Origin of the sequence: Chryseobacterium sp. WLY505 (assembly GCF_030846215.1) — a bacterium.
GTDB lineage: Bacteria > Bacteroidota > Bacteroidia > Flavobacteriales > Weeksellaceae > Chryseobacterium.
Genome location: NZ_JAVCWI010000004.1, coordinates 153,117 through 168,896, shown reverse-complemented (window position 1 = coordinate 168,896; position 15,780 = coordinate 153,117). Strand labels below are relative to the sequence as shown.

14 protein-coding genes are annotated in these 15,780 nt (G+C 36.9%); 6 read left to right on the top strand and 8 right to left on the bottom strand.

The features are described from left to right. Positions 1 to 55 precede the first annotated feature (55 nt). The 5 genes from RAH34_RS11075 to RAH34_RS11055 all read right to left on the bottom strand — a co-directional run bounded on the left by RAH34_RS11075 (position 56) and on the right by RAH34_RS11055 (position 4,830). Positions 56 to 1,051, bottom strand: coding sequence for an MsnO8 family LLM class oxidoreductase (locus tag RAH34_RS11075; RefSeq protein WP_306596182.1), 996 nt, complete (start codon positions 1,049 to 1,051; stop codon positions 56 to 58). Positions 1,052 to 1,202: 151 nt separating this feature from the next. Further along, positions 1,203 to 1,838 carry an ATP-binding cassette domain-containing protein gene (locus RAH34_RS11070; protein ID WP_306596181.1) on the bottom strand — a complete coding sequence of 212 codons (636 nt, stop codon included), beginning with the start codon at positions 1,836 to 1,838 and terminating at the stop codon, positions 1,203 to 1,205. Then, entirely contained in the window at positions 1,825 to 2,736 is a 912-nt protein-coding gene (locus RAH34_RS11065; RefSeq protein ID WP_306596180.1) for a hypothetical protein, read from the bottom strand. Before RAH34_RS11065 ends, RAH34_RS11070 begins: the two co-directional genes overlap by 14 nt. A 166-nt stretch (positions 2,737 to 2,902) precedes the next feature. Continuing rightward, positions 2,903 to 4,399, bottom strand: a complete 1,497-nt coding sequence (gene putP, locus RAH34_RS11060) for a sodium/proline symporter PutP (RefSeq protein WP_306596179.1) — start codon at positions 4,397 to 4,399, stop codon at positions 2,903 to 2,905. Between the two features lie 209 nt (positions 4,400 to 4,608). Then, the gene (locus RAH34_RS11055) at positions 4,609 to 4,830 is read right to left on the bottom strand and encodes a hypothetical protein (RefSeq protein WP_306596178.1); all 222 of its coding nucleotides are present in this window, start codon (positions 4,828 to 4,830) and stop codon (positions 4,609 to 4,611) included. A gap of 236 nt (positions 4,831 to 5,066) precedes the next feature. Here RAH34_RS11055 and RAH34_RS11050 point away from each other — a divergent pair, with 236 nt between their 5' ends. From RAH34_RS11050 to RAH34_RS11030, 5 genes are all read left to right on the top strand, one after another. Next, positions 5,067 to 5,948, top strand: coding sequence for a cupin-like domain-containing protein (locus RAH34_RS11050; protein WP_306596177.1), 882 nt, complete (start codon positions 5,067 to 5,069; stop codon positions 5,946 to 5,948). 128 nt (positions 5,949 to 6,076) lie between these two features. Next, positions 6,077 to 6,790, top strand: a complete 714-nt coding sequence (locus RAH34_RS11045) for a hypothetical protein (RefSeq protein WP_306596176.1) — start codon at positions 6,077 to 6,079, stop codon at positions 6,788 to 6,790. Between the two features lie 56 nt (positions 6,791 to 6,846). Further along, entirely contained in the window at positions 6,847 to 7,383 is a 537-nt protein-coding gene (locus RAH34_RS11040; protein ID WP_306596175.1) for a TetR/AcrR family transcriptional regulator, read from the top strand. A gap of 280 nt (positions 7,384 to 7,663) precedes the next feature. Beyond that, positions 7,664 to 10,474 (top strand): TonB-dependent receptor, encoded by a 2,811-nt coding sequence (locus RAH34_RS11035; protein WP_306596174.1) that lies wholly within the window; start codon positions 7,664 to 7,666, stop codon positions 10,472 to 10,474. A gap of 7 nt (positions 10,475 to 10,481) precedes the next feature. Beyond that, the gene (locus tag RAH34_RS11030) at positions 10,482 to 11,522 is read left to right on the top strand and encodes a phytase (protein ID WP_306596173.1); all 1,041 of its coding nucleotides are present in this window, start codon (positions 10,482 to 10,484) and stop codon (positions 11,520 to 11,522) included. A gap of 378 nt (positions 11,523 to 11,900) precedes the next feature. Here RAH34_RS11030 and RAH34_RS11025 read toward each other — a convergent pair whose 3' ends face one another. Beyond that, the gene (locus RAH34_RS11025) at positions 11,901 to 14,150 is read right to left on the bottom strand and encodes an excinuclease ABC subunit UvrA (RefSeq protein WP_306596172.1); all 2,250 of its coding nucleotides are present in this window, start codon (positions 14,148 to 14,150) and stop codon (positions 11,901 to 11,903) included. A 51-nt stretch (positions 14,151 to 14,201) separates the two neighbouring features. Here RAH34_RS11025 and RAH34_RS11020 point away from each other — a divergent pair, with 51 nt between their 5' ends. After that, a complete protein-coding gene (locus RAH34_RS11020; RefSeq protein ID WP_306596171.1) occupies positions 14,202 to 14,624 on the top strand; it encodes a MarR family winged helix-turn-helix transcriptional regulator in 423 nt (140 codons plus the stop codon). 9 nt (positions 14,625 to 14,633) lie between these two features. Here the strand turns inward: RAH34_RS11020 and RAH34_RS11015 are convergent, their stop codons facing one another. After that, the gene (locus RAH34_RS11015) at positions 14,634 to 15,386 is read right to left on the bottom strand and encodes a sterol desaturase family protein (RefSeq protein WP_306596170.1); all 753 of its coding nucleotides are present in this window, start codon (positions 15,384 to 15,386) and stop codon (positions 14,634 to 14,636) included. A 50-nt stretch (positions 15,387 to 15,436) separates the two neighbouring features. Further along, on the bottom strand, positions 15,437 to 15,706 hold the full coding sequence (locus RAH34_RS11010) for a hypothetical protein (RefSeq protein WP_114821524.1): 270 nt from the start codon (positions 15,704 to 15,706) through the stop codon (positions 15,437 to 15,439). Positions 15,707 to 15,780 lie beyond the last annotated feature (74 nt).

The following is a 15,780-nucleotide window of genomic DNA, read 5'->3' as shown; positions in this document are numbered from 1 at the left end:
GAATTAAAGGATAAATAAAGCTGCATCGCACCACAGAAATTTCATACTGTGGAGTTTATCTGTTATTTTTAATGATACTTTTATAGGTGTTGATACGATCTTCTTCCCGGTACATATTACACAAGATCAGAAGATCATCTGTATTGTACTTTTGGGCGATCTCATCTAATTTCTGATGAACGGACTGTGGTGTTTCTATAATAATTCTGTTTAAAACAGCAAAGAATTCTTCCTCATCCTTTGTTCCCAAAACTTTCTGTTCTACCGCTTCCGGAGAAAGAACCGCATTGGGACTTACCAATTGCCTGGATTGCAAAAACTGATAGGCCATTCCATAGGCATTCCGTCTGGCATCTTCAATTTTATCTGCTATTGATACCGCTACCGCAACCTGTAATGAAGGCTGAGGAAAATATTGTGTGCTATCAAATTCTTTGAGATAAATATCTGTATTTTCTTTTCCATTTTCACTATTCATAAAAGCGGCGAATGAATATCCGATCCCGTGTTTGGCTGCTTCTCTGGCAGAAGTCATTCCTGAACCGAGCCACATAATTTCCGGAATATGCTGTACATGAGTCGGCTGCGCGATAAGTCCATTATAAACTCCTTCTTCGTCTTTTATGAATTGAATGATCTCTTCCAGTTTTGTTTCCATATTGGATAAAATGACTGGTTTATGATTGTTGAGAGCCATTACAGCATCTTTTAATCCGCCCGGTGCTTTTCCCAGTCCGAGAATAAACCGTTCAGGATACAAGGTAGACAGCATTTTGGTCCATTCTGCAATTTTATAGGCAGAATAGTTTCTCATCATAATCCCTGCCGTTCCTACTTTGATCCGGTTTGTTGTATTGAGGGCAATGGCAGCTAAAAGTTCAGGACTTGAACTGGCATATGCTTCTACGCCATGATGTTCAGAATACATAATGCTGTGAAATCCTGTTTCTTCCGCTAATAGAGCAAGGTTAATACTGTATGTCAATGCAGTTGCAGCACTCCCTCCCATTGCGGTGGGTGACTGATCTAATATCCCTAACTTCAGCTTCATATTCTTGAATCTATTTTATGGTGAAGTTATGAAAAAACCTTCCCCTTATCGGAAGGTTTCTTTATAAAAAGTGATTATGCACATAAAAGGGTTCCACAGCCTCCACCGCCGCAGTTTCACACAGTGTTAAATAGTAATTGATTTTCCTATTCTAAAACTTTAGAGCATTCAGATGATCAAAATCTTCCTTTCCGTAGATTTTTTCAATTTTCCCATCCTGGAGCAGTGCAATCTTATCACAGGTATGAAAAAGGGTTTCAATAATATGGGAACTCACCATTACTACTTTATTTTGGGATTTCAACTGTCTGATAATATCATAAAGAATATGAACACCTTCAAAATCTACTCCATTGAAAGGTTCATCCAGAATATTAATAGGCTTATCCAGCATCAGCATTCCGGTGAGAGCCAGTTTTTTCTTCATTCCGCTGGAGTAATACTGTACATATTTTTTTAAAGGAAGATTAAATTTTTCAATAATATCTTTAACCTCCGCTTCTTTTTTTGAAGTGAAATAGGCCAGATATTCTTCTCCAGTAATGTAAGGATAAAAGTAGTTTTCAGTTTCAAGATAGGAGATCATTTCGCGTTTCAACTGTTCGTTCTTCCATGTGATCTCTCCGGAAAACGGAGTACTCTGGTACAGAGATTCAAACAAAGTGGTCTTTCCGGCTCCGTTTTTTCCAAGCAGTCCTACAATGCAGCCTTCTTCTATGGTTAGATTCAGATCGTTTAAAACTTTCTGATTTTTAAAATGGACCTGTACGTTTTTAATCTCCAACATAAGTTTTGATATTTTGGGAAGCTTCTTTTATATTTTTTTTCCATACAAATAGTGCCGGAATGATGGTCAAACTACATATTGTATATTCAATAAAAACTCCCATATTAAAATGATTTCCTCTCTCTTTGTAATGATACTGTTTGTATTTTCTGGTGAGAATCAGTAAGAAATACAGATTCATAAAGACAAAATAATAAAGTATGTACAAGGCCTCGGCAGAATGCAGAACGAGAAACAAACCATATACTGGCAACAGTAAAATATTAAAAAACAGTGAGTTTTTCCTGAGTTTCTCTTTTAAAGTATATTTCCTGAAATACATTTCCAGCATTTCTTTGCTTTCATTGAGCTCGTAAATATGTGAGACATAATCCAGTGCAAATACTCCCGCCAGAATCAACGTTACAGGATGATAAGCCGAACCCCAGATTACGATAAGGCCGAAAATTGCCAGCCAGGTATTTTTTCTCAGAAAACTTTTCCATTCAAATAAATCATCCGGAATAGAATTCCATTGTAACGCCAGCCAGGGTCTTGTTCTTGGTGTGATAAAAGCCAGCACGACAAAGGCCGGTAGTGAAAATAATACTGTTTTCTCCAGTTTGTAATGGATGTTTCCACAAAGCAGAACACTGTAAATAAATACTGCTTCCAACATAATAACCCATCGCCAGCTGGTAACAAAAATTTTTTTCAAAAAAGGAATATCTTTTCTTTCATAATGAAACAGCAATGCCAGTATAAAAAACAAAGGTGGATAATACCAGACTTCAGGCAGCTTCACTACAATCAAAGCGCCAAGCATGATCATAACAGGAATACTTGCTCTGGGATTCAGATTTAACAGTCTGAAACTTTGATGAAATCTGAATTTTAAATGGTGTAAAAGTTTTTTCAATGGGGATTAAAGATTCTCTTTTTATAATATTTTCATCTGAAGATGACAGATTGCGAACGCTAAAGATAAATATTTTTCATCAGGATACCTGAAATTCAAGAAAAAACCCCTTGTCTATGCAAGGGGAGATTCTATCTAATAAAATGAAACATCTAAGTTTTTGGGGTTACTCCTGCATGATCTTTTGAACTTCATTGAATTCACTTTCAATAACAGGATCAGGCTTATAGGTTGATAATGAAACAATCACGTTGGTCAACAGAGAAAGCGTAAACCCAGGAATGATTTCATACCAGTCTTTCAGTGGGTGTTGCAGATAAACCCATGCTAAAACAGTAATTCCTCCTACCATCATCCCGGCAAAGCCTCCCTGCCATGTTGCCTTTTTCCATAAGAGAGAAAGCAGGATCAAAGGTCCGAATGCAGAACCAAAACCGGCCCATGCATTTCCTACCAGATTAAGAATACTATCCTTAGGATCCAGGGATAAAAGTACTGCAATGACAGCTACGAGCAAAACAGAAAGCCTGCTTGCTATTAATAATTGTCTGGAAGTTGCTTTTTTATTCAGAAATGCTTTGTAAATATCTTCTGTTAATGAGCTTGAAGTCACCAATAGCTGGGAAGAAATTGTACTCATTACCGCTGCCAGAATGGCTGTAAGTAAAAATCCTGCAATAAACGGATGGAATAATATACGCGAGAAATAGATGAAAATAGTTTCTGCTTCCGTCTTTGATCCATCAAACTTTATCATAGTATTCAGATCGAACTTTTGCAGATAAGCAATTCCTACCAATCCTATGGCTAAGGCTCCGGCAACAGTAAAGATCATCCATGTAATCCCGATGCGTCTTGCTTTGATCAGATCTTTCGGTTTATCAATGGCCATAAAACGTACCAGAATATGGGGCTGACCGCAATATCCTAATCCCCAAGCCAGTAAAGACAGAATACTTACAGTCGTAGTGCCTCGGAACAGATCCAGATATTTTGGATTTTTTGCTTCAATCAGAGAAAAAGTCTCTCCCACACTTCCGATTTGGGTAATCGCTACAATAGGAACAATCACCAATGCCAATACCATAATGGTGCCTTGCACAAAATCAGTAAGACTTACTGCCAGAAATCCTCCTAGAAAAGTATACAGCACGACTACCAGACTTGTCAGGAGCAAGCCCACCGTATAATCCATCCCGAAAGCTGATTCGAATAATTTTCCGCCGGATACCATTCCTGCAGAAGTGTACAGAGTAAAAAATACCAGAATGAAAACAGAGGATGTAATTTTCAGAAGCTGATTTTTATTTTTAAATCTGTTTTCAAAAAATACAGGTAACGTAATGGCATTCTGCGCCACTTCTGTATAAATTCTGAGCCTTGGGGCTACAATAATATAATTGAGATAAGCTCCAATGGTAAGCCCTATCGCAATCCACGCGCTTGAAATTCCGGACAGATACATTGCTCCCGGAACGCCCATCAAAAGCCATCCGCTCATATCGGCTGCTCCTGCAGACAATGCTGTTACGGCAGCTCCCATTTTTCGGCCGCCAATTAAAAATTCCTCTGAATTACTTGCTGATTTTCTATAAGAATATATGCCTATACCTATCATTAACAACAGATACAACCCCACAGAAATCCCTTCATATACTTGCATATCAATATTTTTATGAAGCCGAATATAACCTTTTTTTGAAAAAGGTTAAATCTTCTTCCATCCATAGAATCTTATGAAAAGGCTAAAAAAATCAGAAAATCAATAAAATTTTAATATACAACCAATAATATATTCAAGGATAAAAGAAATTCATTTTCAGATCTTTCTTATTAATCATCTATTTATGAAAAGGCTATTTATGGCCGGTTTTAGACTTTTCTGCCATTCATAAAATCTTTTAAGCCTTTTGTAGCTTTATCAGTATATAATCTTTTGATAAGATCCAGCTTTCCGGAATAATCATTTGTTTTTTGGATGCTGTCATAAGCCGTCCAAAAATTATCAATATCTGAAGTAAAAATCATGGTCGGTTTCTGTGAAAAACCAGTGGCAAAAACCAGTGAAAAAATAATAGCAGTAAAACGTTTCATGGTCATTTTTAATACAGCAATCACACATATAATTATTGTATTTCACAACGATCTTTTTACCGTTTAAACACTAGAAATTTTAAAAGAACAGAAGATGAAATTATATCGTAATAACTCCAAAAAAACAAAGCAGAAACAGGTACTTTATTATTTATTTATATTAATTCCAAATAATTTTAATTCTTTCCATTTCATTGTCACAAATATTTAATACTTTAGCTTAATAATTTGAACGAATGGGAATAATCCTTAAACCAATTGATATTGTAGATGACATTTCACAAGAAGATTTCCGTGAAAAGTATCTAAAGCCATGTAAGCCAGTGGTAATCAGAAATATGGCAAGAAAGTGGCCCGCGTATCAAAAATGGACGATGGATTACATGAAGGAAGTGGTAGGTGACGTTGAAGTTCCCCTTTATGACAGTTCCAAAGCAGATCCTGCAGCTCCTATCAATACTCCGACTACAAAAATGCCTTTTCGCGATTATGTGGATCTTATTCAGAGAGAGCCTACTGATCTGAGGATTTTCTTCTTTGACCCTATAAAATTTGCGCCTAAACTATTGGACGACTATGTTCCGCCAAAGAATCTGATGGGTGGATTTTTAGATAAATATCCAAGTATGTTTTTCGGAGGTAAAGGTTCTGTGACTTTCCTTCATTACGATATCGACATGCCGCATATTTTCCATACTCACTTCAATGGAAGAAAGCATGTTCTTCTGTTTGAATACAAGTGGAAAACACGTCTGTATAAACTTCCGTATGCTACCTATGCACTGGAAGATTATGATATTGCCAATCCTGATTTTGAAAAATTCCCGGCATTGGATGGTATTGAAGGAATTGAGTGTTTCCTGGAACACGGAGATACATTATTCATGCCTACAGGCTGGTGGCACTGGATGAAATATCTGGATGGGTCTTTCTCTATTTCACTGCGTGCATGGGATAAAAGCTGGGCTGTAAAAGCACATTCTCTCTGGAATCTTGCTGTTCAGCGTAATTTCGATAACTTTATGAAAGCCAGATACAAAAAAAGGTATATGGACTGGAAAGAAAGAAAAGCGGTAGAAAGAGCCCATATTGCATTAAAAAAAGGGCTTCCGAAATAAAATATTCCTTTTAGATAAAAAAATGGATGATTCACTCAGAATCATCCATTCTTTTTTATTCACTTTTGAGATGTGTGGCAAAAAATAATTAAATTGCAAAACGTTCCCCCTAATACAAATACACATATATGTTTGAAAAATTAATCGATAGCTTTGAGAAGCTGTGCCTGCAGATTATTATTGAAATATTATTGGTTCCGGTAACTATCTTCAAGTTATTTCAGGACCCGCGCCGATGTTATGACCTGTCTGTTCATGAGATGGAAAAAGAAGAGGCTGAACGTTTTCACGACTACCTCTCCCCTATCAAATTGTCTGTGTACACCTCTGTGATTATCTCCGTAATTTTAATGGATTATGGTGGTGAGCACAATATTATTTCAAAGATCAAGGGGCTAAGCATGGTAGAAAAAGCGCTCTTTATTTTTTTGATGAATAATATTACTGCAGTCATATTCACTGTTGCTTTGTTATGGTACAAAAAAGAAAAAGTAAATACCGTGATCTTCCGGACCTTATTATTTTCTTTTATTTATACAACCGTATATACTTCTACTCCTTTTTTTATATTAATCAGTTCGGCTATGTTTCTGGGGCAAACTATGAATGTAGATGCTTATATAGAAAACCTGACCAAGATAAGTAACTATGGTACAAGAGAATATATGTTCTTTCTGGTCTTTCTGGTTTTTATTATCATTGGAATTATCGGAATTTTCAAGCTTTTCAAAGCGTTGCATTATATTCTGAAAAATAACTTCAGCTATCATCCTTACATCGTATGGTTTTTCACCGTACTTTTCTTCGTTATTCAGCTCTATTATGCCAGAGGTTTTATTTAGAAACCACACGTACCGGTCTGTTCATATTTTAATTACATTTGTAAAAATTTTACATTATGCCCAAACCCCGCGAAAGAATAATAAGCACTGCTATGGTTCTCTTCCATAGACAGGGTTACAACAATACGGGCATCAATCAGATCATTGATGAAGCTGATGTATCCAAAGCAAGTTTTTACCAGCATTTTAAGTCTAAAGATGACCTTTGTATTGAATTTCTCAATAAAAGGTATGATTACTGGGTATCCGAACTTGAAAAATTTACATCGAAGGCGGAAACATTGCAGGAAAAGTTTCAGAAATCCTTTGATTTTCTGATTGATATGAATAAAAGAGAAGATTTCAGAGGATGCAGCTTTCTGAATATTTTGTCGGAAATTCCTGCAGATAAAGAAGAAATTCACAATGTAATCCGTCATCATAAAAATAAATTGAGAGCATGTTTCAATGAAGATATTCAAAACGATATGGTTTCATCACACGTCTATCTTCTTTTTGAAAGCTCCATACTGACCAGCCAGCTTTACAGATCGAATGAATTAATTGAAAAGTCTAAAATTATCGTGCAGGATCTATTGAATACTTCTCACTAAACGAAAATTCTATGTTTGGGCTAAAGCCAATAGAATTATTTACAATTTGTAAGACGGGCTAAAGCCCACCCCTATTGAATTTTAACAACAAGATCTTTTATCTTTTATCTTTTATCTTTTATCTTTTATCTTTTATCTTTTATCTTTTATCTTTTATCTTTTATCTTTTATCTTTTATCTTTCCATATTAACAATTCTTAAGAAAACCTTAATTTTCTCTTCAACTCCTTTTCCAAACAGACGTTTAATTTTGTTTTGATTTTTATCTAAAATATTAAAAGTGAAGAAAATTTTTACGTCTGTTTTATTTTGTGCCTCTATTTTTTTCTATGCACAAACCGGTTCTTTGTCCGGAAACATCAATGATGACTCAAAGATTGCCCTGCCTGGGGCCAAGATTTCTCTAAGCCCGGGAAATATATATACTACCTCTGATGAACATGGAAACTTTGTATTTCTCAATGTTCCTCCGGGAAGTTATACCATGAAGATTGATTACCTTGGCTATGGTGTGCATGAGTATACTGTAACGGTAGAAGCTGAGAAAAACACCCGTCAGAATATTATTTTCGACAAAAAAGAAACCTCCATTGCTGCCATTGTCGTTTCAGGAGCAACTCTTAAAAATCAGGCAAGAGCCTTAAACAAACAGAAAAACAATGCCAATATAACCAATGTGATTTCTTCCGATCAGATCGGGCGTTTTCCTGATGCCAATATTGGGGACGCTTTGAAGCGTGTTCCGGGAATCACTATACAGAATGATCAGGGTGAAGCCAGAAACCTTATCATCAGAGGGCTTGCTCCCAATCTTAACTCAGTTACCCTGAATGGAGACCGAATTCCATCTGCTGAAGGAGACAATCGTAATGTCCAGATGGATTTGATTCCGTCTGATATGATTTCCACCATCGAAGTTAACAAGACTTTAACTCCGGATATGGATGCCGATGCCATCGGAGGTTCTGTAAATCTTATCACCAGAGCTTCCCCGAATGGTCAGAGAATCTCCGCCACCGTTGCCGGAGGATACAACCCCATCCGTGAAAAAGGAAATTATACCGCCGGATTTGTCTATGGAAACAGGTTTTTGGATAAAAAACTAGGCGCTGTATTCAGCTTTTCCTATAACAATAACAATTTTGGTTCTGATAATATAGAACCTGTATGGAGCCAGGCCAATGATCTTGCCCAAACGGTTTATGTAAGCAAAATGGGAGTACGTTATTATAATGAACATCGTATCAGACATAGTTTTGATCTTAATATGGATTATGAATTCAATTCCAAAAACAAGATCTACGCTTCTGCGATGTACAACTTCCGGAATGATAAGGAAACCAGAATGGCATTGGGATATAAAATAAAGCCTGTTTACAATGCCGATGAAACTGAGATTACAGACTGGAAAGGAAGTATCACCAGACAGAATAAAGGAGGTGATGCCGATAATGACAACACCCGTCTGGAAAAGCAGAAAGTGCAGAACTATGCCTTAAGAGGGGAACATTTATTAGGCTCTAAAGTAGATCTTGACTGGTCTGTAAACTATGCCATCGCCAGTGAAGACAAACCTCATCAGCGTTATATAGAATTTGAAAACAGCAAGATGAACTTTTCTCCGGATCTTAGCAATCCTGAAAAACCAATGTTCAATCTTCTGGCAGCAGACAATCTGGGCAGCTATAAACTGAGTGATCTTTCGGATGCCAATAACTTTACCCAGGAAAAAGAATTGGGCGCAAAAGTGAATGTACGTTTTCCGTTTTCCGTGATTGACGGACAGAAAGGACGTCTTCGTACCGGTTTCCGTATGCGTTTGAAGAAAAAGGAAAGAGAGAATGATTTCTATGCTTTTACTCCGGTCAACAGTATGGGAAGTCTATTATCCGTACCCACCATACATCTTAATGGTGAGAACTTCCAGCCTGGAAATTATGTTCCGGGAACTTTTGTTGATCCATCTTTCCTTGGAGGGCTGGATTTGTTCAATCCAACTTTATTTAACGGCAAACTTAAACCTGAAAAATATCTTTCCAGCAATTACAATGCAAAGGAGCAGATTTATGCAGGCTATATCCGATGGGATCAGGATTTTAATGATAAACTATCGATGATCGTTGGAGCACGTATTGAAACAACCCAGATTGATTACACCGGAAATTATGTGATGAATGAGAAGGATCTGGTAGGACAAATCAATAATACCAACACCTACACCAACGTACTTCCGAATATCTCCTTTAAATATGTTCCGATGCAGGATCTTGTCCTTCGTGCAGCATTTACTACGGCTCTTGCCCGCCCGAATTACTACTCGCTGGTTCCTTACCTGAATGTTATTTCAGAAGATGAAATTGTTGCAGCAGGAAATCCGAACCTGAAAGCGACCTATGCCTACAATTTTGATTTCATGGCAGAAAAATACTTCAAATCTGTCGGAATTCTTTCAGGAGGTGTTTTTTATAAAAACCTGAACGACTTTATTTATACTTATTCAAAGAGAAATTATACTGCGAATGACTTCGCGAATGATTTTGCAGGACAAACCAACCCTATTCCTGCCGGAGAAAGCAACTGGAAATTCACCCAGCAGCGTAACGGTGACAATGTAGATATTTATGGTTTTGAAGTCGCTTTACAAAGACAGCTTGATTTCATTCCCGGAGCTTTCTGGAAGGGACTTGGAGTCTATGTGAACTATACGTACACCAAATCTAAGGCAAAGGGAATTACCAATGAAGATGGGGTGGAAAGAACGGATGTAGGACTTCCGGGAGCTGCTCCTCACATGTTCAACGGATCTCTTTCATGGGAAAACAAACGTTTTTCGGCGAGAGTTTCCATGAACTATGCTTCTCATTATATTGACGAGCTTGGCGGCAAAGCATTTGATGACCGTTATTACGACAAACAGTTCTTTCTTGATGCCAATGCTTCTTACAAGATTACCAGCCAGCTGAGAATTTTTGCAGAAGCCAATAATCTTACGAACCAGCCGTTAAGATACTACCAGGGAATCCCAAGCAGAACCGCACAGGCTGAATATTACAGACCGAGGTTTACGATGGGAGTGAAATTTGATTTTTAAAATACGCATGAAAAACATACATTATATACTGGCTCTTTCAGTTCTTCCTTTTGTGATCAACTGTACAGGGCAGAAAGAAGTTATAGAAAAATTAAAACCGACCGTTATTACAGAAACCGTAGTTCATGATACGGACGATCCTGCCATATGGATCAATCCTCAGGATGCTTCAAAAAGTATCATCATCGGAACAGATAAAGATACTGATGGCGGATTGTATGCCTTTGATCTTAATGGGAAAATTATCAATAAAGTGTTAGGATTGAAACGTCCCAACAATGTTGATATTGAATATGGTTTTATTTTCAATGGAAAGAAAACAGATATCGCAGCGGTAACTGAAAGGGAAACCAACAAAGTAAAATTATACTCGCTTCCTGAACTAAAAGAAGTGGGAGAAATCTCCGTATTTGAAGGTGAAACTGAACGTGGTCCGATGGGAGTTTCCATGTATAAAAATCCGCAGACAGAAGAAATATTTGTGATTGCAGGAAGAAAATCTGGTCCAAGTGATGGCTACCTTTGGCAATATAAACTTTCTGAGAAAAATGGGTCTGTCACAGGAGAAGTTGTCCGCAAATTTGGGAAATACAGTGGTCTGAAAGAGATTGAAAGCATTGCTGTAGATGATGAAATGGGTTATATCTATTATTCTGATGAGCAGTTCGGGGTTCATAAATATTATGCTGATCCGGAAAAAGGAAATGAAGAATTATCGGTATTCGGAAAAGGAGATTTTAAATCTGATGTGGAAGGTATTTCGATCTATCCTACTGCTAAAGGGAAAGGATATATTCTGGTTTCAAATCAGCAGAATGATACCTTCAATGTGTATTTAAGAGAAGATCAGTCTAAAGGAAGGATTGCAGAAATTCCGGTTTCTACACTGGAAAGTGATGGGTCTGAAGTGACAAATGTTAACTTGGGACCGAAATTTCCTAAAGGCGTTTTTGTTGCCATGAGTAATGGCAGAGTATTTCATTATTATGACTGGAGAGTGATTGAAAAAGCAATAAAATCTGCTATGAAATCGGGTAATAAAAAATAATCTTTAAACCATTAAGGCTGATAAGGTTTTAAGAGTATTAAGTTGAGTTACAAGTATGAGATTGCTTCACCTTTGGTTCGCAATGATAGGTTGCTCATCTTAATACTCTTCATTTTTTCATTATTCTTAATGGTTTATAATCTTAAAAGTTTTTCAACGCAAAGTTGATTCTAAGGGTAGCAATATTTTAGAAAGCTAAGAGAGAGTTAATTTGCAATCAACCGATGAAGCTGATGTTTATCTATAAGCTTTTTAAGCAGCTTGCTGCAGCTCTTTGCTACCTTAAAGTAAAAAATTATCTCTTAAACTTTGCGTTAAAATTTAATTCCATTCTTATAAAGTAAAGCTCATTCTAATACTCTTTATTTTTCATTCCTTTCACTGAATATGTTTCCTCAGAAACTCCGCGGTATATGATATTTTGTTTTTCAATAGCTCCGGCGGAGTTCCTTCAAACAATACTTCACCACCAAATTTACCTGCGCCCGGTCCCATATCAATAATCCAGTCTGCCTGCGAAATAATATCAAGATTGTGCTCTATAACAATCAATGTGTTATTCTGATTTACAAGCCCGTTAAAGAACGTAAGCAGCTTTTGGGTATCACTTGGATGCAGTCCGGTACTCGGTTCATCAAGAATAATGATCTGATTGGTGTTTTTCAGTTCTCTTGTGAGTTTCAGGCGCTGTCTTTCGCCTCCGGAAAAGCTGTCCAGCCTTTGTCCTAATGTAAGATAATCAAGACCTAATTGTATCAGCAGACTAAAATTTTTAAGAACAAATTTTTCCTTAAAAAAATCAGCAGCCTCAGAAACCGTCATGTTCATCACTTCCACAATTGTTTTTCCGTTATAAGTATATTGCAATACATCCGGATCAAATCCAGATCCTCCACAAACTTCACAGGGTTGCTCAATATCATCCATAAAAGCAAGGTCAATTTTTTCTATTCCCAATCCTTTACAGTTTTTGCAGGCTCCGTCACTATTCCTGCTGAAGAGTTTATCTGAAACATGATTGGATTGTGCAAAAAGCTTACGTACAATATCTGATATTCCGAGATAAGTAAGCAAATTGGAACGGGCGCTTGCTGCAAAGAGCGATTGATCAATAATGGTCACCTCCGGATAAATTTCCGGCAGAATACGATTAATCAGAGTACTTTTTCCAGATCCCGCCACTCCTGTTACCACTGTCATTACTCCCGTTGGAATCTGTACGGTTACGTTTTTAAGATTATACCTGTTGGCATTTTTAATTTCAAGATAGCCATCAGGTTTTCTGAATTCTTGTTTGATGGAAGGTTTCGTTGCGAAATAAGAACCTGTTTTACCTGCAGAATTTTTTAGATTTTTAAATGTTCCGTTATACACCACTTCTCCTCCATTTCTTCCTGAACCCGGGCCTATATCAATCACACGGTCTGCCATTTTTATGAGATCCGGATCATGTTCTACGATTAAAACAGAGTTTCCTTTGTCTCTGATCTGCTGAATAATAGTGATGATATTCTGCAGATCCTTCGGATGAAGTCCAATACTGGGTTCATCAAAAATATACAACAGATCTATCAGGCTGTTTCCCAGGCTCCTAACCATTTTTATACGCTGAGATTCTCCTCCGGAAAGCGTATTGGTACTTCTGTCCAGAGTCAGATACTGCAATCCGATCGTAATGATATTCTGCAGCTTTGCGGAAAGTTCTTTGATGACGACTTCATATGCTTTTGAATCCAGTGAGGTAATAAACTCAAGCAGTTCATCCACTGAAAGGGCCATACAATCTGCAATACTTTTACCTTCGATTTTACAGGACAGTATTTTTTCATTCAACCGTTTTCCGTTGCATAACGGACATGTTTTGGTAATAACAACATGGTTCAGGGCGTCTTTTCTTGTAATGTTTTCTTTTGAATCTTTTTTCAGAAACGCTTTTTCAATCCTTGGAACAATTCCTTCATATTTTACCGTTTTTCCCCATTCTTTATGAGGATGCTTAGGTTTGTGTTCCGGCGCATACAGCAGGGTTTCCCATTCTTTATCGGTGAAATCCTTTAGTTTTTTATCGTTATCGAAATAACCGGAGAAAGTATATCTTGTTAAACGCCATCCTCCAGGTTGAAAAGTTGGGAAACGGACTGCACCTTCGTGTAAAGATTTATCACGATCAATTAAAACATTGACATTTAATGTCTGAACAAAACCTAATCCTTCACATTCAGGGCACATTCCCTGTAGATGATTGAATGAAAATACATTGGAATATCCTACAAACGGCTCTCCCATTCTCGAAAACAACAGTCTCAGAGAAGCAGACACGTCCGCTGCCGTTCCCACTGTAGATCTGGCATTTCCGCCCAACCGTTTTTGATTGATAATGATTGGAACATTAAGGTTTTCAATTTTATCTACATCCGGAAGGCCATAATGCTGCAGGCGGTTTCTGATAAAACTGTTCTGGGTTTCATTAATCTGTCTCTGTGCTTCAGCCCCAATGGTTTCAAAAACCAAAGATGATTTTCCGGATCCTGACACTCCTGTAAAAACCACAATCCTGTACTTTGGAATTTTTATGGAAATATTTTTGAGATTATTCTGCCGGGCATTAGTAATTTCTATATTTTCCATGATAAAAATGTTTAACTTTGTTAATAATTAACTAAGTTAAGTATAATTCTCATGAAACCCATTGAAAAAGAATTTTTTAACACATTTACTGATTTCCAATGTCTTATTCTGGCTCATATGAATCGGGGCGACATTAACGGAGTAACTGCTGCTCATTATAATATTATTGAATTTATTATGAGGAAAGGAACAGCAACAGGAAGGGAAATATCATTGGCCTTTAACATAAGCCAGCCAGCCATTTCAAAACAGCTGAAATTTCTGATCGGTCAAGATTTGATTGTCCGGGAACAGGAGAAAGCAGACCACAGGAAATTCAATCTTTCAGTAACGGATAAAGGAAGGTTTATTGTAGATAATTCTGAAACGTTCCGTAAGGCTATCACTCATCAGACGGCTTCTATACTTACCTCTGAAGAATTAAAAAACTTTAATTATCTGCTGGACAAAGTACTGAATCATCTGAAACTTTAATGCCAAAAGTTACTTATAGGTTCCGAATACCCTGTCCCAGACCGAAGTATAAAATCCGAAGTTTTTACTTTCATCAAGATGGTGCTGATTGTGAAACCTTGTTGTTCCTACAAAGAAACGGTCAAAAGAAGCCGGAAAAAACTCTCTGTTCAAATGCCCTATCGTTCCCCAGATAAGATTAAGTAAGAGATAAACTGAAATGGAGATCACAGAAAAATCATAGCCTATAAGTAAAACCAGCATCATCATTCCGAATCCTATGGTTTCAAAAGGATGCAGAACAAAAAGGCTCAAAAAATTGGTACTGATATGGTCATGATGTTTTCCATGCAAAACTTTGTAGATAAAAGGTAAATGTGCTGCATAATGAAAGAAATACATCAGAAGATCCATTAAGAGCAGTAAAACAACTACTTCCGTTATTATTCCAATTACAGATTCTGTTTGTCCCAGCACTATCCATCCGTTTTTCCATAAAAAAGCTCCCAGAAGCATTACAAAGCTGTTACAGACTATGGTAAGCAGACTAAGATAAAAGTCAGATTGGGTAACAGGATGATTTTTTTCCTGTAACTGACTTTTACGGCAAGTTTTTTCGATAAAAATATATAAACTTATAGAAAACAGATATAGGAAAATATTAGCGATCAGACTGAATATAACCCATTGTGGCGAGGAAAACTGCCAAAATATCTGTAAATAACCGGAAAGTTCTGTTGGGTTAAAATTCATAAGTTTTTCATCCTTCATCTTGATGGTCATAAAGGTATGAATTTCACCGCAAAATCAACTGATAAAGTATGTTTCAGACATTATTTCTGTCTTGCTTTTCTTCTCAACTCCCGCAGTCTTGACGTCAGTTTCTTTCTTAAATTGTTATGATATTCCCGGTAGTTTTTAATGCTGTTCTCCAGATTTTTTTTGTTGAGCAGATACTCCTCATACAGATGACCCAGTTCTGAAATCTGAGTAATAACCTCTGAAGGCTGGCTTTCGGGATCTTCCGCAGCTTCTATCAGCAGACGGTAATATTCAATACGGCTGGTCAGGTTCATGTGAAGTTTTGGTTCTATTCCCTGCATGATTTTATCATTTTAGTTATTTTGTGAATTGGTAAAGGATAAAGATATTTTTTATATTATTTTTTGTTTTTGTA